Here is a 23,798-nt window from a genome sequence, read left to right as displayed (position 1 = left end):
GCCACGAGCGCTCCGCCCCGGCCGCCCGCCCGGCTCACCCCACCTCGCGAAGACCAGGACCCCCCATGCGCATCCTCGGAATCAACGCCCTCTTCCACGACCCCGCCGCCGCCCTGGTGGTCGACGGCCGTATCGTCGCGGCCGCCGAGGAGGAGCGGTTCTCCCGGCGCAAGCACGGCAAGCGGCCGGTTCCCTTCTCCGCCTGGGAACTGCCGGAGAAGGCCGCCGCGTGGTGTCTGGGCCGGGCCGGTCTGCGCCCGCAGGACCTCGACGCGGTCGCCTACTCCTACGACCCGCAGCTCGCCCGGCCGGCCGAGTCCATGGGCCTGGACGATCCCTGGGACCACCTGCGGCAGACCTACGCCCGCGAGGCGCCCGGCTTTCTCGCCTCCGCGCTGCCGGGCCTGGACCGCGACAAGGTCCGCTTCGTGCCGCACCACATGGCGCACGCCGCGTCCAGCGCCTTCGCCGCACCCGACGCGGGCGACTCGTCCGTCCTGGTCCTGGACGGCCGCGGGGAGCGTGCCTCGCACCTGGCCGCGCGCCGGGTCGGGCAGCGGCTGGAAGCGCTGCACGCCCAGGAACTCCCCCATTCCCTGGGGCTGGTGTACGAGGAGCTCACCGACCACCTCGGCTTCCTGCGCTCCTCCGACGAGTTCAAGGTGATGGCCCTCGCCTCGCACGGCACCCCGCGGATGCTGCCCGAACTGCGGCGCTACGTGTACCCGACGGGCGACGGCGGGTTCCACGCCACCGGCGTCCCCTGGCACGAGTTCTGCCCCCCGAGGGCCTCCGACGAGCCCTGGACGCAGGACCACGCGGACGTCGCCGCGTCCGCGCAGGCCGTCCTGGAGGAGACGCTGCTCGACCTGGTGCGCTGGCTGCACGGACGGACGCACCACGGTGTGCTCACACTCGCCGGGGGCGTCGCGCTCAACTGCGTCGCCAACTCCCGTATCGCGCGCGAGGGGCCCTTCTCCCAGGTGTGGGTGCAACCCGCGGCCGGGGATGCCGGAACGGCGCTGGGCGGCGCGCTGCTGCTGGCCGCGGGTGCGGGGGACGCGCCGGAGCCCATGCGGGGCGCCGACCTGGGCCGGGACTGGTCCGACGCGGAGCTCGGCGCGTGGCTGAAGACGGCGGCCGTACCGTTCGAGCGGCCCGCGGACATCGCGGCGACCGTGGCCGAGGCCCTCGCGGACAACGGGATCGTCGCCTGGTTCCAGGGCCGCTCCGAGTACGGCCCCCGGGCGCTCGGCCACCGCTCGCTGCTGGCCCACCCCGGGCACGCGGGCAATCTCGAACGGCTCAACGACGTCAAGGGCCGTGAGCAGTTCCGGCCGGTGGCGCCCATGGTGCTGGCCGACCGCGCCGCCGAGATCTTCGACGGTCCGCTGCCCAGCCCGTACATGCTGTTCGTCCACGACGTGGCCGAGGCCTGGCGGGACCGCATCCCGGCTGTCGTGCACGTCGACGGCACGGCCCGCATCCAGACCGTGGACCGGGCGCAGGAGCCGCTGGTCGCCCGCATGCTCATGGCGTTCGAGCGGCTCACCGGGTTGCCGGTGGTGGTGAACACCAGCCTGAACACGGCGGGCCGGCCCATGGTGGACGATCCGCGCGACGCGCTGGAGTGCTTCGGCTCCTCGCCCGTCGACCTGCTCGCCATCGGCCCCTACGCGGTCCGGCGCGGTGACTTCTTCCGCGCGGCCGGCGACGGGAGGGCGTGATGGCCCAGTACGCAGCCCAGCGGGCGCACACCGAGTACGCGGTGGTGATCCCGACGCTCGGCCGCCCCAGCCTGGACGCCTGTCTGCGCGCGCTGGCCCGGGCCGGCGGGCCGCCGCCGGTGCGGGTGGTCCTCGTCGACGATCGCCCGGGCCCCTCGCGCGCGCCGCTGTCCGTCGACGTCCCCCAGGCGCTGCGGTCGCTCGTCACGGTCGTCCGGGGTCGGGCGCGGGGTCCGGCCGCCGCGCGCAACGCCGGGTGGCGGGCGGCCGGGCATGTGCCCTGGATCGCCTTCCTCGACGACGACGTGGTGCCCGGCCCCGCCTGGGGCGAGGATCTCGCGCTGGACCTGGCCGCGGCGACACCCCGGACGGGCGCGATCACCGCTCGTATCGACGTCCCTCTCCCACCGGACCGTCGGCCCACGGACTGGGAACGCAACACCGCCGGGCTCGCCACCGCCCGCTGGATCACGGCCGACATGGTGTACCGCCGGGCGGCGCTGGAGGCGGTCGGCGGATTCGACGAACGGTTCCGGCGGGCCTTCCGGGAGGACGCGGACCTCGCCTTGCGGGTGCTCGCCGCCGGGTGGACCGTGTCCGCCGGGGACCGCCGCACGACCCATCCGGTGCGTCCCGCCGACCGCTGGGTCTCGGTACGTCTCCAGGCGGGCAACGCGGACGACGTCCTGATGACCCGGCTGCACGGCCGCACATGGTGGGGCCGCGCCGGAGCGCCCCGCGGGCGGCTGCCCCGCCATCTGGCGGTGACCGGAGCGGGGGTGACGGCCCTCGTCTGTGCGGTTCTGGGCAGGCCCCGGGCGGCCACGGCGTGCGCGGCTGCCTGGCTGGGCGGGACGGCCGAGTTCGCGCTGGCGCGGATCGTGCCGGGACCCAGGACCCGGGACGAGATCGTCACCATGGCGCTGACCAGCGTGGCCATCCCGCCCGCCGCCGTCTGGCACTGGCTGCGGGGGCAGGTGGTCCATCGGGGGACGTCGCCTGTCGTCGTCCACGGCTCCGGTGAGTCGCCGCCTGCCCGGCGGCGGCCGGATCGGGAACGGGTGCGCTCATGAGGCGCCTGAGCTGCGTGCCGTGGCTGTTCGACGGGCCGCCCGATGCCGCGAGGCCGACGGATGGCTACCCGTCGGCGGTCCTGTTCGACCGCGACGGCACGCTGGTCGCCGACGTGCCGTACAACGGCGACCCGGCGCGGGTCGAGCCGATGCCGACGGCGCGGGAAGCCGTCGACGCCGTGCGCGCGCGGGGCGTTCGGATCGGGGTGGTGAGCAATCAGTCCGGGGTGGCGCGCGGGCTGCTGACGTACCGTCAGGTATCAGCCGTGCGGCAGCGGGTCGACGAGCTGCTCGGCCCGTTCGGGGTGTGGGCGGTGTGCCCGCACGGACCGGACGACGGCTGCCGCTGCCGCAAGCCCGCGCCGGGCCTGGTGCTGGCCGCGTGCGCACGGCTCGGCGTCCCGGTGGAACGTACGGTCGTCATCGGCGACACGGAGGCCGACGTGGCCGCCGCCCGCGCCGCGGGCGCCCGGGGCGTGCTCGTGCCCACCCCCACGACCCTCCGCGAGGAAACCGAACGCGCCGAGGCCACGGCCCCCGACCTGCTCACGGCGGTTCGTCTCGTGCTCGACCCGGCGCCCGGTCTGGTGGCGGGAGAGCCATGACGGCCGGTTCCCGAAGCCTCCCCCGCTCCCTGGTCGTGCGCCTGGACAGCGCAGGCGACGTCCTGCTGGCCGGCCCTGCCGTCCGCGCGGTGGCCACCGGGTCCTCGTACACGGCGCTGCTGTGCGGGCCGCAGGGCGTCGGCGCGGGTGAGCTGCTGCCGGGTGTGGACGAGGTGCTGGTGCACGAGGCGCCCTGGGTGGGCGTGGAGCCGGCGCCGGTCTCGCGGCCGGCGACCCGGGAGCTGCTCCAGGCGCTGTCGGCCCGCCGTTTCGACCGCGCGCTGATCCTCGTGTCGTACCACCAGAGCCCGCTGCCGGCGGCCCTGCTGCTGAAGCTGGCGGGGGTCGGCTGGACGGCGGCCGACAGCGAGGACTACCCGGGCGCCCTGCTCGATCTGCGGCACCACCGGCAGCCGCACCGGCACGAGGTCCAGGCGGCCCTGGACCTGGCCCGGGACGCCGGGTTCGCGCTGCCGCCCGGCGACGACGGTGCCCTGCGCGTCACGACCCCGCCGGACACCACGCCGCTGACCGGCTCCGAGCCCTACGTGGTGTTCCACCCCGGCGCCGCGGTGCCCGCGCGGGCGTGGAGCCCCGAGCGGGCGGCCCGGGCCGCGGCCGCGCTGTCGGCCGCAGGGTTCCGGGTCGTCGTCACCGGCGGTCCCGGCGAGCTGGAGCTGACCGCGCGGGTCGCCGGCCGGCACGCCCTCGACCTCGGCGGGCGCACCGATCTGCGCCAGCTGGCCGGGGTCCTGGCCGCGGCTCGAGTGGCCGTCGTCGGCAACACCGGGCCGGCGCATCTCGCCGCCGCGGTCGGGACACCCGTCGTCTCGCTGTTCGCGCCGGTCGTTCCGGCCGAGCGCTGGCGCCCGTACGGCGTCCCGCACGTGCTGCTCGGGGACCAGGAGGCGGCCTGTGCGGGGAGCAGAGCCCGGCGCTGTCCCACGCCGGGACATCCGTGTCTCGACGGGATCGGCGACGCGGAGGTGCTGGCCGCGGTCGTCGCACTTGGTGAGAACCGACTAGTCGGGATGAATAACTTCAAGCAGACAAGGAAGTCGAATCAGACCGAACCGGTTGCGGGCCTGCCTCCTGAGCCGCCCGCCCCCCACGAACCCGGCGGCACCGCCGAAACGGAACGAGGAGCAACCAGATGAACATTCTGTTGTGGCATGTGCACGGCTCTTGGACGACGGCATTCGTCCAGGGACCGCACACCTACCTCGTTCCTGTGACCCCGGACCGCGACGCGGACGGGCTCGGCCGGGCCCGTACGTTCTCCTGGCCGGCCTCGGTGCGGGAGATGGCCCCCGAGGAACTGCGGGAGGCGGAGGTGGACCTGGTCGTCCTCCAGCGCCCGCACGAAAGGGAGTTGGCCGAGCGCTGGCTGGGCGGTCGCCGGCCCGGGCGTGAACTGCCCGCCGTGTACCTGGAGCACAACGCGCCGGACGGCAACGTGCCCGCCACCCGACACCCTTTGGCCGACTGCGACGATCTGACGCTGGTTCATGTCACCCACTTCAACCGCCTGTTCTGGGACTGCGGCACCACCCGCACCGAGGTGATCGAGCACGGCATCGTCGACCCGGGGCACCAGTACACCGGTCGGCTCCCACGTGCGGCTGTCGTCGTCAACGACCCGGTGCGGCGCGGCCGTCACACCGGTACGGATCTGCTGCCCGCCCTGTCCGAGGCGGCGCCGCTGGACGTCTTCGGCATGCGCACCGAGGGCCTCGCCGAGCACCTCGGCGTGCCCGGGCAACGGTGCCGCTCGGCCGACCTGCCGCAGAGCGAACTGCACGCGGCGATGGCCGAGCGCCGGCTGTATCTGCATCCGGTGCGCTGGACGTCCCTCGGCCTGTCGCTGCTGGAGGCGATGCATCTGGGCATGCCGGTGGTGGCGCTCGCCACCACGGAGGCGGTCGAGGCGGTCCCGCCGGGCGCGGGCACGCTGTCGACCCGGCCCGAGGTGCTGGCCCGAGCCGCCCGGCACTATCTCGAGGAGCCTGAGGCCGCGGCCGAGGACGGCGCCCGGGCACGCCAGGCGGCTCTCGGACGGTACGGGCTCAAACGCTTCCTGGACGACTGGGAGCGCGTGCTGACGGAGGTGCGCGCATGACCTCATGGATGGGATCCCTGCTGCACACCCATGACGGCGACGGCCCCGGTTCCCTGGCGATCGCGCTGGTCTCCGAGCACGCGAGCCCGCTGGCCGCGCTGGGCGGGGTGGACGCCGGCGGGCAGAACGTCCACGTCGCCTGCCTGGCGAGCGCGCTCGCCGACCGCGGACACCGGGTCACCGTGTACACCCGGCGCGACGACGCCGACCTGCCCGACCGGGTCGTCCTGCGCGAGGGGGTCGAGGTGCACCACGTGCCCGCCGGACCGGCGGAGCCGATACCCAAGGATGAACTCCTGCCCCACATGGGGGACTTCGCCCGCCATCTGACCCGGGTCTGGCGGGGCCGGCCGCCCGACCTCGTGCACTCGCACTTCTGGATGTCGGGCCTCGCCGCACTGCGGGCGGTGCGCCCGCTGGGCCTGCCCCTGCTGCACACCTACCACGCGCTCGGCACGGTGAAGCGACGCCACCAGCAGCTGGCGGACACCAGCCCGCCGCAGCGGATCGCCCACGAGACGGATGTGGGCCTCGGCTGCGACCGGGTGATCGCCACCTGCCGGGACGAGGTCGTGGAACTGGACAGGATGGGCATCCCCTCCGACAGGGTGAGCATCGTGCCGTGCGGGGTCGACACCGACCTGTTCACCCCCCGGGGCCCGGCCGCGAAGCGCCGCACCCACCGCTACCGGCTGCTCCAGCTCGGACGGCTGGTCCCGCGCAAGGGCGCCGCGGTCTCCATCGCCGCGCTGGCCCGGCTGCCCGACACGGAACTCGTGGTGGTCGGCGGCCCGCCCGGGGACCGGCTCGACGACGACCCGGAGGTACGCCGACTGCGCGCCATCGCCCGTCGGGCGGGGGTCGCCGACCGGGTCCACTTCACCGGCGGGGTGCCCAGCCGTCAGGTGCCCGCACTGCTGCGGGGCGCCGACGTGGTGCTGTGCCCGGCGTACTACGAACCGTTCGGCATCGTCCCGCTGGAGGCGATGGCCTGCGGCAGGCCCGTCGTGGCGAGCGCGGTGGGCGGCCATCTGGACACCGTCGCGGACCCCGGCACCGGACGTCTGGTGCCGCCCCGCGACCCCGAGGCCCTCGCCCGGTCCGTTGCCGATCTCCTCGCCCGTCCCGAGGCACGGGAGGCGTGCGGCGCGGCCGGGCGCCGTCGCGTCCTGCGCCGGTACGGCTGGGGACGCGTCGCGGCCGAGACGGAGGCGGCGTACTGCGCCGTCCTGGACGCCCAACAGGCCGTGACGGGGGTGGTGTGACAACCCCTTTGCCATCACCCCCTCGTCCGCCGGGCCCGGGTGACGTACCCGGCTCCCGACAGCTCTCCGACCGATCCCGGAGCACCGACGCCCGAAGGAGGTGCGGGTCCGGCCGCCGTCCAGCGCGACGCGGTACGCCCGACCAGCATGAGCGAATTCCCTGCGTCACCTGCCCTCGAAGCCGCCCATGTGCACTGCCGGTCCCTCGAGCAGGCGCTCGTCCGGCTGCGCCGCGACGGCCTCGCCCGGATCGCGGAATGGGGCGACCGGCTCGCCGCGGTGCTGCCCGCCGGCGGCCGGCTCCTGGCCGCCGGCAACGGCGGAAGCGCCGCCCAGGCCCAGCATCTGACCGCCGAGCTCGTCGGCCGGTACCGCCGCGAACGGCCCGCCTACTCGGCCATCTCCCTGCACGCGGAGACCTCCAGCCTGACCGCCCTGGGCAACGACTACGGATTCGACCAGGTGTACGCGCGCCAGGTGGCCGCCCACGGCCGCCGCGGGGACGTCCTGGTCCTGCTGTCCACCTCGGGCCGCAGCGCCAACCTGATCAGCGCGGCCGTGACCGGCCGGTCCGCCGGGCTGCGCGTGTGGGCCATGACCGGGCCGCAGCCCAACCCGCTGGCCGAGGCCGCCGACGAGACGCTGTGCGTCGCGGCCGACAGCACGGCGACCGTCCAGGAGGCCCACCTGGTCGCCGTGCACCTGCTGTGCGAAGCCTTCGACGCGGCACTCGCCCCCCGTGCCGCGTCGGCCAGGCGCCCCTCCGCGCCCCGAGCGGTCGCGGCCCACAGGAGGGCGTCGTGACGGGGCTGAAGCCGCTGGTCGTCGTCGGGGACGTGCTGCTCGACGAGGACATCGAGGGCGTCGCCACGCGGCTGTCCCCGGACGCCCCGGCGCCCGTCGTCGACGTCGCCCGCGACCGGCGTCACCCCGGAGGTGCGGGGCTGGCCGCCGCGCTGGCGGCCCGGGGCGGGCGTGAAGTGGTCCTGGTCACCGCCCTCGGCGACGACTCCGCCAGCGAGGCCGTACGCCGTGAACTGAGCGGCCGGGTCCGGCTGGTGGAGATCCCGCTGACGGGCAGCCTGCCGGTGAAGACCCGGGTACTGGCCGGCGGCCGCCCGCTGGTGCGGATCGACCGGGGCGGCGGTACGCCCGGCGAGCCCGACGGGGCCGTGCGCGAGGCGTTGGCGCAGGCCCACGCCGTCCTCGTCGCCGACTACGGGCGGCACACGGCGAGCGCCGTCCGGGAGCATCTGGCCGCCGCCGTCCCCCGCACTCCGCTGGTGTGGGACCCGCACCCCAAGGGCGACGCCCCCGTCCCGGGAGCCCGGCTCGTCACACCGAACGCCGCCGAGGCGCGCAGCCTGTGCCCCGACGAGGGCGACTCGCTGCGGGCGCACGCCGAGCGCGGGGCGCGGCTCGCGGACCGCTGGCAGGCCGCGGGGGTCGCCGTGACGCTCGGGGAGCGCGGAGTGCTGCTGGCCCGGCCCGGGGGCGGTACACCGATGCTGATCCCGGCGCCGTACCGGGCCGTCGGTGATCCGTGCGGCGCGGGTGACTGCTTCGCCGCCTCGACGGCCGGTGCCCTGGCGGACGGTGCGCTCCCGGAGGAGGCCCTGCAGCGGGCCGTCGCGGAGGCCGCCGCGTTCGTGGCGGAGGGCGGTGCCGGGAACCCGGCGCTGTGGCGGACGGCGCCCGCCTCCGACGCGGCCGGCGCGCCCGGGACCGACGCGTTCGCACTCGCCGAGCAGGTCCGGGCGCGCGGGGGCACGGTGGTGGCCACCGGCGGCTGCTTCGATCTGCTGCATGCCGGGCACGTCGGTCTGCTGGACAGCGCCCGGGGCATCGGCGACTGCCTCGTCGTCTGCCTCAACTCGGACGCCTCCGTCGCCCGGCTCAAGGGCCCGGGGCGCCCGCTCAACCCGGTGGCGGACCGCGTCCGCGTCCTCGAGGCCCTCGGCAGCGTCGACGCCGTCGCGGTCTTCGACGAGGACACGCCGGAGGAACTGCTCACCCGGCTGCGGCCCGACGTGTGGGTGAAGGGCGGCGACTACTGCGTCCAGGACCTGCCGGAGGCGGAGGTCCTGCGCGCGTGGGGCGGCCAGGCGGTCGTCCTGCCCTACCTGGACGGGCGGTCCACGACGCTGCTGGCCCGCCGGGCCGCGGAGGCCGCCGTGCCACCGTCCGCGCCGTGAGGGTCGGGGAGGGCGGCACGGCGGCCCGGCCGCGGGCGCTGGTGCTGCGGGCGCTCGGCCTCGGTGACCTGCTGACGGCGGTTCCCGCCCTGAGGGCGCTACGGCGGCACCTGCCCGGCCACGAGCTCGTGCTGGCCGCCCCCGGTCGACTGGCCGGGGCAGCCGCCGCGACCGGCCTGGTGGACCGGCTGCTGCCCACGTCCGCCGCCGGCCGGGCGGTACCGGCCGCACTGCCGTGGTGCGGACCGGCACCCGACCTCGCCGTGGACCTGCACGGCAACGGCCCGCCGAGCCACCTGCTGCTGCAGCGGCTCCGCCCGCACCGGCTGTTCGCCTACGCGCACCCCGCAACGCCCGACATCGTCGGCCCCGCCTGGCGGGAGGACGAACACGAGCGGGACCGCTGGTGCCGGCTGCTGCGCTGGTACGGCATCCCGGCGGACCCAGCCGACCTGCGGATCCCGGCGCCCACGGCGCCCTCTCCCGCACCCGGCGCGGTCCTCGTGCACCCCGGGGCCGACGCACCCGCCCGCTGCTGGCCGAAGGAACGGTTCGCGGCCGTGGCCCGGGAACTGTGCAGATCGGGTCACGACGTCGTGGTGACCGCGGGCGCGGGTGAGGGTGCGCTGGCGCGGTTCGTGGCGGCGGAGGCGGGCCTGCCGCCGAGCACGGTCCTGGGCGGTGCCGGTGACGTGCCGTTCGACCGGCTGGCCGCGCTCGTCGCGCGGGCCCGCTGCGTGGTGGCCGGCGACACCGGGCCGGCCCACCTGGCCACGGCGCTCGGCACCTGCTCGGTCGTTCTGTTCGGCCCGGTCGCCCCTCGCCTCTGGGGACCGCCACCCGACGCGCGGCACCGGGTGCTGTGGCACCCGGGCGACGACGACTCGCCCCGCCCCGGCGACGCCCACGGCCGCCTGCCGGACGAACGCCTGCTGAGAATCGGCGTCGACGAGGTCGTCGAAGCGGTACGGGAACTGGCGGATCAGGGGCGCCGGCCGATCACCACCCGAGGGCCTCGCTGACCCCGGCCCCGCGCCGTCAAGCAGCCGTGCCCAGCTCCGGCTGAGCTGCCCCGCCGCGCTCGCCGGTCCGCAGCGGCACCGGCGTCGTACTGCGCCGCTCCCGCAGGAAGAAACCCGCTCCGATCGCGCCGGCGATGATCAGCCCACCGGTCACCAGCGCGCCACGGGCACCCGCAAGCTCCATGAGAAGCCCCAGCGCGGGCGGCCCGGCCAGGCCCCATCCGGTGCTGATGCTGCCCCACACGCCCAGCACGCGGCCCCGCATGTGGGCGGGCGGATCGGTCTGGAGGACGGTGGTCCCGGCCGTGTCGGAGACGGACTCCACGACGGCCATGGGCAGGACCAGCACCAGCAGGACGGCGAGCGACGGCGACAGTCCCGCCACGGCCTGGAGCAGGGCGCCCACGGCGGCCAGGATGCCCACGAGCCGCACGGACGGCCGCCGCAGCCTGGCCCCGAGCACCGCGCCGAGGATGCCGCCCACGGCGAGGACGGTGGAGACCGTGCCGAACGCCCCGGCGCCGCCGGCGAGCGGGCCGGTGACGAGGACGGCCAGGGTGAGTCCGTAGTTCCGGCCGAAGACCGCGCTGATCCCGGTGACGCCCGCGAGCGCGACCAGCCGGGGGCGGCGCATGAAGTAGGCGAGGCCCTGCCGCACGGTCATGTCGTGACCGGCCTTCCTGGAGCCCCGCTGGGCGGGAATGGCGGGCGCGCTGTGCACGGCCTGCCGGACGGCCCCGGCGGCGGGGCGCAGGAAAGGGATGACCGAGGCGACGAAGAGGAAGGACGCGCCGTTGGCGGCGTAGGCGGCAAAGGTGCCGAGGAAGCCGACCGTCACGCCGGCGAGCGCGGTGCCGGCGAGCCGGCCGGCGCTGTGCACCAGGGAGCCCACGCCGATCGCGGAGGGGACGTCCGCCGTCGGGACCAGGTCGTTGCCGAGCAGGGCGCAGGCCGGTCCGTCGACGGTGGCGATGGTGCCGGTGACGGCGGCCAGGACCAGCAGGACCGTCAGGTCGAGCCGGTCCGTCGCCACGAGGAGGGCCGTGACGAGGGCGACGACACCGAGGAGGGCCTGGCTGACCATGGCCGTCAGCTTCCGCGGCCAGCGGTCGACAGCCGCACCGCCCGCGAGGCTCACGAGCAGGGCGGGGGCGGCCTGCACGGACACGGACAGACCCGTGGCGGCAGCCGATCCGGTGATCTGCAGCACCAGCAGGTTCTGCACCGTGAGCTGCATCCACGTACCGGCGTTGGACACGAAGTTCGCCAGCGACCACCAGCGCATGCTGCGGTACTTCAGGGACCGCCACGGCGAGCGGGACTCGCCCGTGGACGGCTCCGCGGACGGCGCGGCGGCGTCCGGCGCGGAGGCGGCAGGAGGCACGGAAGGGGCAGGAGTGGAAGACACAGGAGTTCTCGGTGAGAGGGGTCCCGGGGGACTCGGGTCGGGAATCGGCAATCCGCGGGAGCTCGGAACACCGGCTGCGCTGCGCGGTCACTCCGCCCGGATCTGTCGGGCCGCCGCGCTGCCGGAAAGCCCGTCCTCGGCACACCTGCCGGGACACCGGAGCACGGCGTCGCCCATCGTGGCAGACGGGACTTCCGAGTCACGTCGCACACCCTCGGGCGAGGCGGTCGAAAAGCACCAAGTCGCAGAAGCCCACCGGGATTTGCCGCATCCTGTGCACTTGCTCACAGCCTCCCCGGCGACCCCGCCGGAGGACCGTGTCGTCCGGCGTTATCCGGCGCGCGACAAGGGGCACCCGGAGGTATGGGGGAAGCCCCCGTACCTCTCACCGACGTGGAGGCGTCATGGCTGGTATCAGCCCCCCTGATCTGCAGAAAGCCCTGTCCGGCGCGGAGTATCCGGCCGACCGGGACCAGCTGGCGAAGGTCGCCAAGAAGAATCACGCGCCCAAGGAGGTCACCGAGCGGATCTCGCACCTCGGCAAGAAGGAGTTCCAGAACCCCGCCGAGGTGAGCAAGGCCGTGTTCGGCAAGGAGTGATCAACCTCACGGACGCGGCGGCCGGCGCTTCGAGCCCGGCCGCCGTTCTCATGGGCGCACGGCCGTTCAGCCGACGTACCTGCGGGCGGGAGAAGTGCGCCGCGCCCGTTCCAGGGCGGCCAGCCGGGCCTCCAGGTCGGCCGGGACGGGGTCGCGCTGTCTGAGCACCCAGGGAAGCCCTGCCGCCGCACGCGCGAAGGCCCGTGCGGACGCCCGGTCGCGCGGCACGGTGCGCAGCAGGTACCAGGTGCGGCGCAGGGCCGATGGCCAGGGGCGGCGCAGCCAGGTGAACCACAGGGTGTTGCGCAGGCCGAGGATCCGTCGGCCGGTGCTGTCGCGGACCGGTGACGCGGCGTGATGGATGGTCAGTTCCGGCACGTAACTCAGCCAGTACCCGAGGCGCAGCAGGTCGGTGGCGAGGAGTTCCTCCTCCCCGCCGATCCAGAGCCCGGGGTGGAAGCCGCCGACGGCCCGGAACGCGTCGGCCCGCAGCACGGTCGCAGCGGCGAGGAACGAGCCCAGGGCGGGGCCGGGCAGCCAGTCGGGGCCCGCCAGGGGCGAGTCGCGCAGCTCGGCGACCACGGGGTCCTCCTCCCCGGACGGCTCGACGACGATCCGGGCCGTGACGGCCGCGAGCGCGGGATGCGCGTCGAGCAGGTCCGCGGCCCGCCGCAGAGAACCCGGCTCCCACCAGGTGTCGTCGTCGCAGAACGCCACGTACGGCGTCCGTACCTGCCGCACCGCGAGATTGCGGCCGACCGCCCCCAGGTTCCGGCCCGGGCGCAGCAGGAGCACCTCCGGAAAGTGCTGCGCGACGGCCTCGGCGGTGCCGTCGCGGGACCCGTTGTCGGTGACGACGACCCGGGGCCGCTCGGGCAGCTCCCGCAGGATGCGCAGGGTGCGCAGCAGCTCGGCGCGCCGGTCGCGGGTGATCACGACGACGGTCGTACGTGGGTCAGGTCCCGGCCCGTCGCCGTACGTCGTGTCAGCTCGGCCCACGTCGTTCTCCCTCTCCGCCGCCCGCCCCGTCCAGCAGCCGGGCCGCATGCTCGACCGGCTCGGGGAGCCGTTCGCGGTCCCGGAGGGCCGCGGGGAGCCGGACGAGCGTGCCGCGCAGGGCCGCCGCGGCCTCCGGCTCGCCCCTGGCCGCGGCGGCGAGGACGTGGCCGGTGTGCCGCAGGGCCACCGGCACGGGCCGCCGGAGCCAGGCGGTGAGCAGGGCGTTGCGCCGCACGACCGCGGACCGGCCGGGCCGCCCGCCGGGCTCGGGGTGGTGCAGGGCGATCACCTCGGGGACATGGCAGACGCCCCAGCCGCGGGCTGCCAGGTCGTAGGCGAGCAGTGTCTCCTCACCACCGAAGAACAGCACCCGGTGATAGCCCCCGGCGTCGAGGAAGGCGCTGCGCCGGACCACGGCCGCGCACCCGAGGAAGCCGAGGACGGGGCGGCCGGGCAGATCGGGGTCGGACGGCAGCGGCGAGTCCGCGAGCACGGAGTTCAGCGGGTCCTCCACGGCGTCCGGGCCGACCAGGGTGCGCGCGGCCAGCAGCCCGAGGCGCGGGTGGGCGTCGAGCACGTCGGCAGCGGTGTCCAGGGCGCCGGGTGCCCACCAGGAGTCGTCGTCGCTGAAGGCGACGTACGGGGTGGTGGCGTGGCGGACAGCGAGGTTGCGGCCCAGGGCACCGGTGTTGCGGCCGACCGCGAGGACATGTGCCCCCACCGGATGGGCCCGTACCGCGGCCACCGTCGCGTCGGTGGAGCCGTTGTCCACGACGACGACCGGTGGCCGCTCGGGGAGGGCGGCCAGCCGGTCGAGGGTTCGCAGGACGCTCCGGCAGCGGTTGCGGGTGATCATCGCGACCGTGACGCGGGGGGCGGCGGCGTCGGGCATGGGCTCCTCCGGGACGGGAGTGTCGGCCTTCACGCGCTCTCCGCGAGGAGTTTGCGCACGGCGCTCGCCACGTCCCGGGCCGTGGTGTCGTCCGGCCCGAGCACGATGCCGGGCACGCCGCGGAGGCAGGCCAGCGGGACGAGCGAGACGACGGGAGTGCCGGTGGCCGCGGCGAGGTGGGCCGCGCCCGGGGCGCCGGCGACGACGGCATCGGCGGCGTGCAGGACACCGGTGAGCCGTCGCGGGTCGGTGCGGCCGCCGAGGTCGACCGCCGTGGCGCCGCTGACATACCGGGTCAGGGCGGTCTCCTCCGGTCCGCCGGTGACGACGACGCGATGGCCGGCATCGGCGAGCTCGGCAACGGCCTCGGAACAGCGGTCCGGGGTCCACGCGTCGGCCCCTGGGTGTACGACGACGTAGGGGCCGTTGCCCGTGAGGCCCGTGGTGTCGGGCGGCGGGATCACGCGCAGCCGTCCGTCGTCGCCCGCCCTGGGCAGGAAGCCCATCGCGGCGGCCGTGTCGAGGGCCGCCGCGGCCTCGTCCTGGCCCGGCAGGCGTCGGTGGCCGACATCGAGAAGGCCGTCGTCGCCGTACGCGCCGTCGGCACCGATCCGGCGCACCCGTGCCGTCCGCAGCAGCCGCGCGGCGGGCAGCGGACTGCGCCCCTGCGCTGCGAGGACGAGCGCCACGTCGTAGCAGGCCTCACGCAGGACCCGCAGGGGGCCCTCGCCGTCCGTCCGGTCCGGTCCGGGCGGCTCCCAGGGCGCGTCCCATGCGAGGACGTCGTCGACGTGGGGCAGCAGCCGGGCGGCGGGCGCGCCGTCGGGTTCGCACATCACCGTGACGTGGGCGGCCCGGGTGGCGACGGCGCGGACGGCCGGTCCGGCCAGCAGCACACCGCAGAACCCGTCCGGGCGTACGACGAGCGCCTTCACCGCAACCGCTCCCCTCGCCCGTCACCAGCAACACGCATGACGGGTACCTCCCTCGGCGCGCAGGGGCCGGCGGTCGGCCGACACGTCCGCGAAGTGGGCGATGGTGCGGCGGAACCCTTCCTCCCAGGTGACCCTCGGAACCCAGCCGAAGATCTCCCGGACCAGGGTCGTGTCGGGGCGGCGCCGGGCCGGATCGTGCGGGCGGCGGGCGGCGAACTCCAGGCGCGAGTGCGAGCCGGTGAGCTCGATCACCCGGCGGGCGATCTCCCGGACGGTCGGCTCGTCGCCGCCGCCGATGTTGACGGGGCGGACGGACCGGCTCGCGGCCACCAGCAGCACGCCGTCGACCATGTCGTCGACGTGGCACAGGGAGCGGGTCTGGCTGCCGTCGCCCTCGATGATCAGCGGTGCCCCGGCCAGCGCCCGCGTGATGAAGGTGGGGACCGCCTGGTGGCCGTCCGCCCGCATCCGTGGGCCGTAGGTGTTGAACACGCGAACGATTCCGGCGTCGGTGCCGTGGGCGGTCGCGTACGCGGTGGTCAGTGCCTCGGCGAAGCGCTGGGCCTCATCGTGGGCGCTGCGCGGTCCCACGGGGTCGACGTGGCCGCAGTAGTCCTCGCGCTGGGGATGCACCAGTGGATCGCCGTAGACCTGGCACCCGGAGCCGAGCAGGAACCGAGCGCCTGCCCGGTCCGCGACGGCCAGCGCGTTGTGGGTACCGCGGCCGGCGGTGTCGAGCGCGTCCAGAGGGTGCCGCCGGCACTCGGCGGACGAGGCCGGGCCTGCGAAGTGCAGGATCAGGTCGTACGGAGCCTCCAGGGCGTCGGAACAGCCGGGCTCGGCCAGGTCGAGTTCGAGGAACCGGAAACCAGGCCGGCCGACCAAGTGCCGGACGTTGTCGTGAGACCCCGACGAAAGGTTGTCCACGCTGTCGACGTCGACCCCGCTGCCGAGGAGGCGTTCGCACAGGTGCGAGCCGAGGAACCCGGCGCCGCCGGTCACCAGGGCCCGCTCCCAGCGGCACCCGGCCGTCGGCAGGGCGGAGAACGTCATCGGCGTCATGAGCACAACCTTCCTTCCGCCGATGAGGACGGACGGGGCTGTTCGAGTGCCCCACAGAGTCGCTTTTATACTCCGCCGCCCGATATGGGTGTGCCACATGGCGCTGCGCTTGACAGCGGCCTGACGACGACACTCCGCACCCACCCTGCACGTCGCTCTCGTCCCCGGCCGGTCGGCCACTCGCACGTCGACCGGGCGTCGGCGCTCACCCCCTGACCGCCGCCAACAGCACGCGTTCTCCCGCCCGTTCTCGCGCGGTCGGGTGCCCGTCACCCCCTCGGACACGGTGGTCTGGTGCACTTCCCCCGTGTCCTGAGACAGTTGACGAGACCTCAGGGGGATCTGTGACGCGTCGTCAGAAGAGGTTCGGAGCAGGAAGAACGTTACTGGCAGTACTCACGGCACTCGGCGCGCTGGCCGGAGCGGCCCTGGTGGGGGCGGCACCGGCCGGCGCCGCTGAGGACGCGACCCGGATCGCGCCGGGCGTCGTCTACCGGGAACTCGACATCCAGGCGGCCAGGGGACCGACGCACGCCCATGTGCTGAGCGTCGACCTGCGCGACCCTCGGGTACGCCTCGACCTGCTGTACCCCGGAGCGGTGGCCGCACGGGCGACCGTCTCCCAACTCGCCGACGCCTGGGGGGCCGTCGCCGGGGTCAACGGGGACTTCTTCAACATCACCGAGGTCCAGCACCCGGGCGTGCAGGCGACCGGCGCGAGCGTCGGACCGGCGATCGCGCGCGGCACGGCACTGAAGGCGGCGGTGCCGAACGGCCAGCGTTTCGGTCCTGCCCTGCCGCCGGGCACGAGCACCCAGGACGTCGTGGGCGTCGGGGTCGACCGGCGGGCCCGGCTGGACAGCCTGGCGCTGGACGGGTCGGTCACCACGCCTGCGGGGCGACTGCCGCTCGGCGGGCTCAACCAGTACGCGTTGCCGGTGGGCTCGGTCGGCGCGTTCACCCCGGCCTGGGGCAGCGCTTCCCGGGTGCGTGCCACGTGCGGCACGGACACCGACCGGGCGGCGCCGTGCAGCACGGACACCTACGAGGTGACGGTCAGGGACGGCCGGGTGGTGTCGGCCGCGGACACTCCCGGAAGCGGCCCGATCGCCGAGGGGACCACCGTGCTGGTGGGCCGGGAGGCGGGTGCCCAGCAGCTGCGGAAGTTCTCGACGGGCGAGCCCGTGCAGGTGCGCCACCGGCTGGTGGCGCAGAAGTCGTGGGTCCCGTACCGCTTCGCTCTCGGCGGCTATCCGGTCCTCAGGGACGGTCTGCCGTTGACCGGCCTGGACGACCGGACCTCGGCCGTACGCACGGCCGTGGGCATCGCGGACGGCGGGCGTCGCGTGCTGCTGCTGGCGGTGGACGGTGCGCCGGAGTACCGCACCGGTCTGACGATCGCCGAAGTGGCGGACACCATGCGGCAGCTGGGCTCGGTGGACGCCTTCAGCCTGGACGGTGGCGGTTCGTCGACGCTGGTCGCCCGCACGCCGGGCGCGGGCGGTGTGTCCGTGCGCAATCACCCCACCGACGGGGTGGAGCGCCCGGTTCCGAACGGCATCGGGGTCTTCTCCGCGGGCTGACCCCGGCTTCCCCGCCCTTCCACGCGGTCCTCACGGTCTCAGGCCGCTGACGATGTCAGCCGTGGCCGTGAGGCCGCTGTGGATGGTCGGGGCGACGCTCGAGCTCGCGAGGTAGAAGCCGAGCAGCAGGCAGACGATCGCATGGGTGGGCTTGAGCCCGCCGTTGCGCAGAAAGATCACTGCCAGGATCAGAAGCAGCAGCACCACAGAGATGGAAATGGCCATGGTCAACCTCCTCCGCCACGTCCACTGCGCGGCCTTCGGCCGCAAGTGTGGCGTAGCGGAGGGTTCGTCCGGGCGGCTGACATGCCCCCGAACGTGTGGTCTCTACGCTTGCTCGTGGGCGTCCAGGAACGCCTCCAGGCCGAGCAGGTCGTCGGTGTTGATGAAGTCGACGTCGGCAGCGAGCAGCTCGGTCCACAGCGCGTCCCGGGCGGGGCCGGCCAGGTCCGGGGTGGCCCAGAACCGCACCTTCTGCCCGCGCGAGTGTGCCGCCTGCATGATGGTCCGCAGCTTCTGCCGCTCGGCGTCGGGGAAGGCGCCCACGCCTCGCCAGGTGAAGTTCAGCGTCCAGTTGTCGCTGATCAGCGGGATGAAGGAGGCGGGCGCCGGGCTGCCGAGGTCCGCGAGCCGGCCGTCGTAGAAGGCCCGGCGCACGGTCTGCGCCGCCATGGGCACGCGGGCCGCGCGGTCGCCGGAGATGACGGCGGTGACGGGTCCGGGGAAGACCCGGCCGTGGGCGTATGTCGTGAACAGGTGCTTGTAGCGGCGCAGATGGCGGTCGAGTTCGAGGTACGTGGAGGCGCCCTCGGTCTTGATGTCGATGAGCAGCTGCAGGGAGCCGCGGTGACCGCGGTACACCCGGCCGTGGTTGGCCTTGACGCGGGCGGCGAGGGTGTCGAGGTAGAGGGACTCCAGCGTGCGCGCCGGGTCGAGGTCCTCCGGGTCGTGGGCGACGAGGAGCTGGTCGCCGACGAGGTAGATGTCGGCCTCGACGCTGCCGAAGCGGTGGTCGAGCGCGTCGAGGAGCGGACGCGGGTGCTCGTAGTCGTTGTGGGCGTGGGCTCGCCACAGCGGGCGCGGGCCGTGCTTCTTCGCTTCGCCCGCGATCGCGCTCGCGCCGGGCAGGGCGACCGCGCCCGCGAAGGCGGCGCCGAGAGTGGTGAGGGCTCTGCGACGGGTGGTGAGGGCCATGCTCTGCCTCCCTGGTGGACGGATGGAAACCCCAGCGAGTATGCGGTTCCGCAGCGCCCAAGAGGCAGGCCCGGGCAGGGAGTTGGCCGGACCGCCGTCATCAGTTCACTTCACCGGACCGGGGCACACCGAAAAGCCCGCCCCAGGTGGGGCGGGCTTTCCTCGGGATTCCCGCGCGCGTCGACCGCGCTTCTCCAGGTGTACGTCAGGGGGCCTGAAGGTCCACCAGCTCGGCCAGCGCGCCACGGTGGGCACCCGCGGTGCCGTACGCGATGGAGTCCGCCTTGGCCCGCTTCAGGTAGAGATGGACCGGGTGTTCCCAGGTCATCCCGATACCGCCGTGCAGTTGCAGCGCCTCCTCGGCGGCACGGACGGCCACGGGCGCGGCGTACGCCTGCGCGACCGCGACGGCCACGTCGACGTCCTCGCCGGTCGCCAGCGCGTCCGCCGCACCCCGTGCCGCGGCCCGGAGGCCCGCGACCTCCAGCCACAGCTGGGCGAGCCGGTGCTTGAGCGCCTGGAACCCGCCGACAGGGCGATTGAACTGCTTGCGCTCCTTCAGATAGCGGACCGTTTCCGTCAACGACCAGTCGGCAAGGCCGAGTTGCTCCGAGGCGAGCAGCCCGGCCGCGCTCAGCAGGGCTCGTCGTACGGCGGGCTCCGCGTCGCCCAGCCGACGCCCCGCCGCCCCGTCGAAGCGCACCCGTGCCACCGGCCGGGTCAGGTCGAGCGACACCTGCGGCACCACGGTCACGGCATCGCGCTCCACGGCGTACAGCCCGCCGTCGTCCGCAGGCACGAGCAGCACGTCCGCGGCCGACGCGTCCGCGATGCCGGTCAACTCGCCGTGCAGAACGCCGTCCTCGAGTCGTACGGCCGGGAAGGCGACGCCCGGAGCGAGGTGCAGGGCGACGGCGAGGGCGCCGATCGTCCGCCCGGACGCCAGCCGGGCGAGCAGCTCGGCGGAGTCGTCACAGGCCAGCAGGGCCTCGGTGGCAACGACGGCACTGGTCAGATACGGCACGGGTGCCACCGCCCGGCCCAACTCCTCCAGGACGACGGCGGCTTCGCGGTGCGAGGCCCCCTGACCGCCCCGGTCCTCCGGCACCAGCAGCCCGGCCAGCCCCATACCGTCGGCGAGGAGCTTCCACAACTCCATGTCGTGCGGCGCGTCCGACTCGCTGCGGGCGATCACACCGGCCGCGTCGCAGTGGTCGGTGAGCAGGTCCCGGACGGCGGCGCGCAGCGCCTCTTCCTCCTCCGAGTACAGCAGGTCGGTCATCGGGCCAGGTCCTTCCACGCGACGTCCTTGTCGGTGCGCGGCTCGGCAGGCAGGCCCAGGACGCGCTCGGCGACGATGTTCAGCAGGACCTCACTGGTCCCGCCCTCGATGCTGTTGCCCTTGGAGCGGAGGTAGCGGTAGCCGGCGTCCCGGCCGGTGAAGTCCACGAGTTCGGGTCGGCGCATGGTCCAGTCGTCGTACAACAGACCCTCCTCACCGAGGAGTTCGACCTCCAGGCCGCTGATCTCCTGGTTGAGGCGGGCGAACGACAGCTTCATGCCGGAACCCTCGTAGCCGGGCTGGCCCGCGACGAGCTGCTGGCGCAGCCGTTCGCCGGTGAGCCGGGCGACCTCGGCCTCGACCCACAGCTTCAGCAGCCGCTGGTGGAGGTCGTGGGTGCGCAGCTCGGGGCGCTCGCGCCAGGTCTTCGCGACCGGGCCGATCATGCCGCCCTCACGGGGCAGCCGCATGCCGCCGATGGAGACGCGCTCGTTCATCAGGGTGGTCTGCGCGACCCGCCAGCCGTCGCCGATCCCGCCGAGGCGTCGCGCGTCCGGGATGCGGACGTCGGTGAGGAACACCTCGTTGAACTCGGCCTCGCCGGTGATCTGGCGCAGCGGACGCACCTCGACACCCGGGTCGGTCATGTCGCAGATGAAGTACGTGATGCCCCGGTGCTTGGGCACCTCCGGGTCGGTGCGGGCGATGAGGATGGCCCAGCGGGCGAGATGGGCGCTGGACGTCCACACCTTCTGCCCGTTGACGACCCACTCTTCGCCGTCCCGTACGGCCCGGGTGCCGAGCGCGGCCAGGTCGGAGCCGGCGCCCGGCTCGCTGAAGAGCTGACACCAGACCTCTTCCCCCGTCCACAGGGGCCTGAGGTACCGCCGCTTCTGCTCCTCGGTGCCGAAGCCGAGGATCGTCGGCGCGGCCATGCCGAGGCCGATGCCGATCCGCCGCGGGTCGTTGTCGGGGGCGTTGGCGGCTTCCAACTCGGCGTCCACGACGGCCTGGAGGGAGCGCGGGGCACCGAGTCCGCCGAGCCCTTCGGGGTAGTGCACCCACGCGAGCCCGGCGTCGAAGCGGGCCCTGAGGAAGTCGAGCCGGTCAGTGGTGGCCGGTGGATGTGCGGCCAGCAACTCCTGTGTGCGGCTGCGCAGTTCCGTGGCGTCGATCATGCTGCCTCCTCCATGACGACGGCGATCCTGCCGGTGGTGACGCCGTCCGCGACCCGCTGCACGGCGGCCGCGGCCCCGCTGAGCGGCACCCGCTCGCTCACCAGCGGCTTGATGGCGCCCTGCGCGGCCAGCTCGGTGAGCTGCTCGTGGCAGTGCTGGACCAGCTTCGGGTTCTTGGTGTTGTACAGGCCCCAGTGCAGGCCGAGGATCGAGTAGTTCTTCACCAGGGCGTGGTTGAGCGCGGGGCTGGGGATCGACCCGCTCGCGAAGCCGACGACCACGATCCGCCCCTCGAAGGCGACGGTCTTGGCGGACTGGGCGTAGGCCTCCCCGCCGACCGGGTCGTAGATCACGTCGGCGCCCCGGCCGCCGGTGGCCTCCTTCACGGCCGCGACGACATCCGTGGCACGCCGGTCGATCACCACGTCGCAGCCCAGCTCGCGGGCGACGGCGGCCTTCTGGGCACCGCCGACGACACCGATGACCGTGGCGCCGGCCGCCTTGCCGAGCTGCACGGCCGCACTGCCGACCCCTCCGGCGGCGGCGTGGACGAGCAGGGTCTCACCGGCCTCCAGCCGGGCCCGGCGGTGCAGGCCGAACCAGCCCGTCTGGTAGCCGATGTGCAGGGCGGCGGCCTCCGCGTCGTCCAGCGCGTCGGGAGCGGGCAGAGTTGCGGCGGCGTCCGCCACGGCGTACTCGGCGAAACCGCCGTACGGCAGCGCCGGGTTCGCGATCACGCGGCGACCGTCCTCGGTCTCGCCGCAGATCTCCACGCCCGGCGTGAAGGGCAGCGGGGGCCGCACCTGGTACTGGCCCCGGCACAGCAGGGCGTCGGGGAAGTTGATGTTCGCGGCCCGCACCCTCAGCAGGACCTGGCCGTCGCCGGGCGTGGGTGGCGCCACGTCCGCGAGGCGCATCACCTCGCCCGGCTCGCCGTTCTCGTGCACCTGCCATGCCTGCATGCGGGGCCTCCACGCGACTTCCTCGTCCGACCGGGGTCGATCGCATACTAAGCGGTCGCTTGCCCATCAGGGAACAGTCGCGTACGTCACGCGGGCCGGAACAGGTCATGCCCGCTTGGGCCGCGCCCGCACATGCATCCGCTCCCCCTGCGGCCCGAACAGGCTCAGGAACTCCACCGGCCCTTCCCCCGTCGACCCGAACCAGTGCGGCACGCGCGTGTCGAACTCGGCGGCCTCCCCCGCCGTGAGCACCACGTCGTGCTCCCCCAGCACCAGCCGCAGCCGCCCGGACAGGACGTACAGCCACTCGTAGCCCTCGTGCGTGCGCGGGTCGGGTTCGAGCCTGCGCTGCGGCTCGAGCACCTTGAAGGCCTGGAGTCCGCCGGGCTGGCGGGTGAGCGGCCAGTGGGTGCGGCCGTGCATCTCGATCGGCTTGGCCCGCACCCGCGGATCGCCGACGGGCGGCGCACCGACCAGCTCGTCCAGGGGCACCTGATGGGCCTGTGCGATCGGCAGGAGCAGCTCCAGGCTGGGCTTGCGCAGCCCGGACTCCAGCCGGGAGAGCGTGCTCACCGAGATGCCGGTCGCCTCGGACAGCCCGGAGAGCGTGACCTCCCGTTCCTTCCGGATCCGCCGCAGCCGCGGACCCACGCCTGCCAGAACGTCATCGGTACTCATGCCTCGTATTGCAGTTTCAGCAAAGACATTTGTCAACACGGCATCGGCGGGGCGACCTTCTGTCGTGGAGGTGGTCACCATGACCGAGACATACGAAGTGATCGTCGTCGGCGGCGGCACGGCCGGCCTGTCCGCCGCGCTCGTCCTGGGGCGGGCCAGGCGCCGCACCCTGGTTGTCGACGCCGGCGAGCCCCGCAACGCACCGGCGGCCCACATGCAGGGCTATCTGTCGCGGGACGGCATGCCGCCCGCCGAGTTCCTGGCGATCGGCCGGGAGGAGATCGCGCAGTACGGCGTGGAGCTCGTCCGGGACACCGTGGTGGACGTCACCAAGGGCGAGGACTTCGCCGTGGAGCTCGCGAGCGGACGGACCGTGCGTGCCCGCCGGCTCGTCGTCACCACCGGACTCAAGGACGAACTGCCGACGGTCCCCGGGGTCGCCGAACGGTTCGGGCGGGATGTGCTGCACTGCCCCTACTGCCACGGCTGGGAGGTCCGCGACCAGGCCTTCGGCGTGCTCGCCACCAGCCCGAACAGCGTGCACCAGGCGCTGATCGTCACCCAGTGGTCCAAGGACGTCACCTTCTTCCTGCACGAGGTCGCCGAGGACGACCTGACGGACGACGACCTGCGCCGCCTCGCCGCGGCCGGGGTGGACGTGGTGCCCGGTCAGGTCGCCGGCCTGGTGGTGGAGGACGACCGGCTCACCGGCGTCCGGCTCGCGGACGGTACGGCCCACGCCCGCGAGGTGCTGTTCGTCGCACCCCGCGCCGTCCCGCAGACCGGCTTGCTCCAGCGGCTCGGCGCCGAGCTGAACGAAACCCCGTTCGGCGCCTACCCCGTGGTCGACGCGACGGGCCTGACGACCGTGCCGGGCGTATGGGCCGCGGGCAACGCGATGGGGTTCTCGGAGCAGGTCGTGAACGCGGCGAGCGGCGGCTACCGCGCGGGCGCCACGATCAACGGGGAACTGCTGATGACCGACCTCGACGCGGCTATGCGGGTGTAGTCCCGGCATCG

The 23,798-nt window shown here is 74.4% G+C and carries 23 protein-coding genes; 12 read left to right on the top strand and 11 right to left on the bottom strand.

The window, feature by feature from the left end; all coding sequences use genetic code 11:
* Positions 1-65: 65 nt before the first annotated feature.
* The 9 genes from ACFVJQ_RS08420 (at position 66) to ACFVJQ_RS08380 (ending at position 10,006) form a co-directional block, all read left to right on the top strand.
* A complete protein-coding gene (locus ACFVJQ_RS08420) occupies positions 66-1,727 on the top strand; it encodes a carbamoyltransferase (RefSeq protein WP_385508955.1) in 1,662 nt (553 codons plus the stop codon).
* Positions 1,727-2,800, top strand: a complete 1,074-nt coding sequence (locus ACFVJQ_RS08415; RefSeq protein WP_385508956.1) for a glycosyltransferase family 2 protein — start codon at positions 1,727-1,729, stop codon at positions 2,798-2,800. The genes ACFVJQ_RS08420 and ACFVJQ_RS08415 overlap by 1 nt, the downstream gene beginning before the upstream one ends.
* Positions 2,797-3,405: a D-glycero-alpha-D-manno-heptose-1,7-bisphosphate 7-phosphatase gene (locus tag ACFVJQ_RS08410; protein WP_385508957.1), complete on the top strand. Its 609-nt coding sequence runs from the start codon at positions 2,797-2,799 to the stop codon at positions 3,403-3,405. Before ACFVJQ_RS08415 ends, ACFVJQ_RS08410 begins: the two co-directional genes overlap by 4 nt.
* Positions 3,402-4,562 carry a glycosyltransferase family 9 protein gene (locus ACFVJQ_RS08405; protein WP_385781902.1) on the top strand — a complete coding sequence of 387 codons (1,161 nt, stop codon included), beginning with the start codon at positions 3,402-3,404 and terminating at the stop codon, positions 4,560-4,562. Before ACFVJQ_RS08410 ends, ACFVJQ_RS08405 begins: the two co-directional genes overlap by 4 nt.
* Complete coding sequence (locus tag ACFVJQ_RS08400) at positions 4,559-5,524, top strand: glycosyltransferase (protein ID WP_385508959.1); 966 nt, start codon at positions 4,559-4,561, stop codon at positions 5,522-5,524. The genes ACFVJQ_RS08405 and ACFVJQ_RS08400 overlap by 4 nt, the downstream gene beginning before the upstream one ends.
* The gene (locus tag ACFVJQ_RS08395; RefSeq protein ID WP_385781899.1) at positions 5,521-6,789 is read left to right on the top strand and encodes a glycosyltransferase; all 1,269 of its coding nucleotides are present in this window, start codon (positions 5,521-5,523) and stop codon (positions 6,787-6,789) included. The genes ACFVJQ_RS08400 and ACFVJQ_RS08395 overlap by 4 nt, the downstream gene beginning before the upstream one ends.
* A 147-nt stretch (positions 6,790-6,936) precedes the next feature.
* Positions 6,937-7,593: an SIS domain-containing protein gene (locus ACFVJQ_RS08390; protein ID WP_385508961.1), complete on the top strand. Its 657-nt coding sequence runs from the start codon at positions 6,937-6,939 to the stop codon at positions 7,591-7,593.
* Positions 7,590-8,984: a D-glycero-beta-D-manno-heptose 1-phosphate adenylyltransferase gene (gene rfaE2 / locus ACFVJQ_RS08385; protein ID WP_385781896.1), complete on the top strand. Its 1,395-nt coding sequence runs from the start codon at positions 7,590-7,592 to the stop codon at positions 8,982-8,984. Before ACFVJQ_RS08390 ends, rfaE2 begins: the two co-directional genes overlap by 4 nt.
* Complete coding sequence (locus ACFVJQ_RS08380) at positions 8,981-10,006, top strand: glycosyltransferase family 9 protein (protein ID WP_385781893.1); 1,026 nt, start codon at positions 8,981-8,983, stop codon at positions 10,004-10,006. Before rfaE2 ends, ACFVJQ_RS08380 begins: the two co-directional genes overlap by 4 nt.
* Positions 10,007-10,022: 16 nt before the next feature.
* Here ACFVJQ_RS08380 and ACFVJQ_RS08375 read toward each other — a convergent pair whose 3' ends face one another.
* Entirely contained in the window at positions 10,023-11,291 is a 1,269-nt protein-coding gene (locus tag ACFVJQ_RS08375) for an MFS transporter (RefSeq protein WP_385782245.1), read from the bottom strand.
* 527 nt (positions 11,292-11,818) lie between these two features.
* Here ACFVJQ_RS08375 and ACFVJQ_RS08370 point away from each other — a divergent pair.
* On the top strand, positions 11,819-12,013 hold the full coding sequence (locus tag ACFVJQ_RS08370) for a DUF2795 domain-containing protein (RefSeq protein WP_224733218.1): 195 nt from the start codon (positions 11,819-11,821) through the stop codon (positions 12,011-12,013).
* 66 nt (positions 12,014-12,079) lie between these two features.
* On the opposite strand, the gene ACFVJQ_RS08365 is transcribed toward ACFVJQ_RS08370, so the two are convergent.
* Genes ACFVJQ_RS08365 through ACFVJQ_RS08350 form a run of 4 tightly spaced genes read right to left on the bottom strand, consistent with a single transcriptional unit; the run spans position 12,080 to position 15,901 of the window.
* A complete protein-coding gene (locus ACFVJQ_RS08365) occupies positions 12,080-13,012 on the bottom strand; it encodes a glycosyltransferase family 2 protein (RefSeq protein WP_385508965.1) in 933 nt (310 codons plus the stop codon).
* A complete protein-coding gene (locus ACFVJQ_RS08360) occupies positions 12,999-13,904 on the bottom strand; it encodes a glycosyltransferase family 2 protein (RefSeq protein ID WP_385782243.1) in 906 nt (301 codons plus the stop codon). The genes ACFVJQ_RS08365 and ACFVJQ_RS08360 overlap by 14 nt, the downstream gene beginning before the upstream one ends.
* A gap of 29 nt (positions 13,905-13,933) precedes the next feature.
* Positions 13,934-14,839, bottom strand: coding sequence for a glycosyltransferase family 9 protein (locus ACFVJQ_RS08355; protein WP_385509080.1), 906 nt, complete (start codon positions 14,837-14,839; stop codon positions 13,934-13,936).
* 21 nt (positions 14,840-14,860) lie between these two features.
* Entirely contained in the window at positions 14,861-15,901 is a 1,041-nt protein-coding gene (locus ACFVJQ_RS08350) for an NAD-dependent epimerase/dehydratase family protein (protein ID WP_385781888.1), read from the bottom strand.
* 344 nt (positions 15,902-16,245) lie between these two features.
* On the opposite strand from ACFVJQ_RS08350, the gene ACFVJQ_RS08345 reads away from it, so the two are divergent.
* Positions 16,246-17,484 (top strand): phosphodiester glycosidase family protein, encoded by a 1,239-nt coding sequence (locus ACFVJQ_RS08345; protein WP_385781885.1) that lies wholly within the window; start codon positions 16,246-16,248, stop codon positions 17,482-17,484.
* Positions 17,485-17,514: 30 nt separating this feature from the next.
* On the opposite strand, the gene ACFVJQ_RS08340 is transcribed toward ACFVJQ_RS08345, so the two are convergent.
* From ACFVJQ_RS08340 to ACFVJQ_RS08315, 6 genes are all read right to left on the bottom strand, one after another.
* The gene (locus ACFVJQ_RS08340; protein WP_224733213.1) at positions 17,515-17,709 is read right to left on the bottom strand and encodes a hypothetical protein; all 195 of its coding nucleotides are present in this window, start codon (positions 17,707-17,709) and stop codon (positions 17,515-17,517) included.
* 102 nt (positions 17,710-17,811) lie between these two features.
* A complete protein-coding gene (locus ACFVJQ_RS08335) occupies positions 17,812-18,678 on the bottom strand; it encodes a phosphatidylinositol-specific phospholipase C/glycerophosphodiester phosphodiesterase family protein (protein WP_385508968.1) in 867 nt (288 codons plus the stop codon).
* A gap of 205 nt (positions 18,679-18,883) precedes the next feature.
* Positions 18,884-19,960 (bottom strand): acyl-CoA dehydrogenase family protein, encoded by a 1,077-nt coding sequence (locus tag ACFVJQ_RS08330; protein WP_385781881.1) that lies wholly within the window; start codon positions 19,958-19,960, stop codon positions 18,884-18,886.
* Positions 19,957-21,138, bottom strand: a complete 1,182-nt coding sequence (locus tag ACFVJQ_RS08325) for an acyl-CoA dehydrogenase family protein (RefSeq protein ID WP_385781879.1) — start codon at positions 21,136-21,138, stop codon at positions 19,957-19,959. Before ACFVJQ_RS08325 ends, ACFVJQ_RS08330 begins: the two co-directional genes overlap by 4 nt.
* Positions 21,135-22,100, bottom strand: coding sequence for an NADPH:quinone oxidoreductase family protein (locus ACFVJQ_RS08320; protein WP_129796588.1), 966 nt, complete (start codon positions 22,098-22,100; stop codon positions 21,135-21,137). Before ACFVJQ_RS08320 ends, ACFVJQ_RS08325 begins: the two co-directional genes overlap by 4 nt.
* Before the next feature lie 105 nt (positions 22,101-22,205).
* Positions 22,206-22,778 carry a helix-turn-helix domain-containing protein gene (locus ACFVJQ_RS08315; RefSeq protein WP_385508971.1) on the bottom strand — a complete coding sequence of 191 codons (573 nt, stop codon included), beginning with the start codon at positions 22,776-22,778 and terminating at the stop codon, positions 22,206-22,208.
* 79 nt (positions 22,779-22,857) lie between these two features.
* On the opposite strand from ACFVJQ_RS08315, the gene ACFVJQ_RS08310 reads away from it, so the two are divergent.
* Positions 22,858-23,787 (top strand): NAD(P)/FAD-dependent oxidoreductase, encoded by a 930-nt coding sequence (locus tag ACFVJQ_RS08310; RefSeq protein ID WP_385781876.1) that lies wholly within the window; start codon positions 22,858-22,860, stop codon positions 23,785-23,787.
* Positions 23,788-23,798: the final 11 nt, after the last annotated feature.

This window comes from Streptomyces sp. NPDC127197 (genome assembly GCF_042672405.1).
In the GTDB taxonomy this organism is placed as follows: Bacteria; Actinomycetota; Actinomycetes; order Streptomycetales; family Streptomycetaceae; genus Streptomyces; species Streptomyces flavusporus.
This window is presented reverse-complemented; position numbering and strand designations above follow the sequence as displayed.

Coding starts and splice junctions, on each gene's coding strand:
- ACFVJQ_RS08420 (WP_385508955.1), top strand. CDS start 66: ATGCGCATCCTCGGAATCAACGCCCTCTTCCACGACCCCGCCGCCGCC.
- ACFVJQ_RS08415 (WP_385508956.1), top strand. CDS start 1,727: ATGGCCCAGTACGCAGCCCAGCGGGCGCACACCGAGTACGCGGTGGTG.
- ACFVJQ_RS08410 (WP_385508957.1), top strand. CDS start 2,797: ATGAGGCGCCTGAGCTGCGTGCCGTGGCTGTTCGACGGGCCGCCCGAT.
- ACFVJQ_RS08405 (WP_385781902.1), top strand. CDS start 3,402: ATGACGGCCGGTTCCCGAAGCCTCCCCCGCTCCCTGGTCGTGCGCCTG.
- ACFVJQ_RS08400 (WP_385508959.1), top strand. CDS start 4,559: ATGAACATTCTGTTGTGGCATGTGCACGGCTCTTGGACGACGGCATTC.
- ACFVJQ_RS08395 (WP_385781899.1), top strand. CDS start 5,521: ATGACCTCATGGATGGGATCCCTGCTGCACACCCATGACGGCGACGGC.
- ACFVJQ_RS08390 (WP_385508961.1), top strand. CDS start 6,937: ATGAGCGAATTCCCTGCGTCACCTGCCCTCGAAGCCGCCCATGTGCAC.
- ACFVJQ_RS08375 (WP_385782245.1), bottom strand. CDS start 11,291: ATGCGCTGGTGGTCGCTGGCGAACTTCGTGTCCAACGCCGGTACGTGG.
- ACFVJQ_RS08370 (WP_224733218.1), top strand. CDS start 11,819: ATGGCTGGTATCAGCCCCCCTGATCTGCAGAAAGCCCTGTCCGGCGCG.
- ACFVJQ_RS08360 (WP_385782243.1), bottom strand. CDS start 13,904: ATGCCCGACGCCGCCGCCCCCCGCGTCACGGTCGCGATGATCACCCGC.
- ACFVJQ_RS08350 (WP_385781888.1), bottom strand. CDS start 15,901: ATGACGCCGATGACGTTCTCCGCCCTGCCGACGGCCGGGTGCCGCTGG.
- ACFVJQ_RS08340 (WP_224733213.1), bottom strand. CDS start 17,709: ATGGCCATTTCCATCTCTGTGGTGCTGCTGCTTCTGATCCTGGCAGTG.
- ACFVJQ_RS08335 (WP_385508968.1), bottom strand. CDS start 18,678: ATGGCCCTCACCACCCGTCGCAGAGCCCTCACCACTCTCGGCGCCGCC.
- ACFVJQ_RS08330 (WP_385781881.1), bottom strand. CDS start 19,960: ATGACCGACCTGCTGTACTCGGAGGAGGAAGAGGCGCTGCGCGCCGCC.
- ACFVJQ_RS08325 (WP_385781879.1), bottom strand. CDS start 21,138: ATGATCGACGCCACGGAACTGCGCAGCCGCACACAGGAGTTGCTGGCC.
- ACFVJQ_RS08320 (WP_129796588.1), bottom strand. CDS start 22,100: ATGCAGGCATGGCAGGTGCACGAGAACGGCGAGCCGGGCGAGGTGATG.
- ACFVJQ_RS08315 (WP_385508971.1), bottom strand. CDS start 22,778: ATGAGTACCGATGACGTTCTGGCAGGCGTGGGTCCGCGGCTGCGGCGG.
- ACFVJQ_RS08310 (WP_385781876.1), top strand. CDS start 22,858: ATGACCGAGACATACGAAGTGATCGTCGTCGGCGGCGGCACGGCCGGC.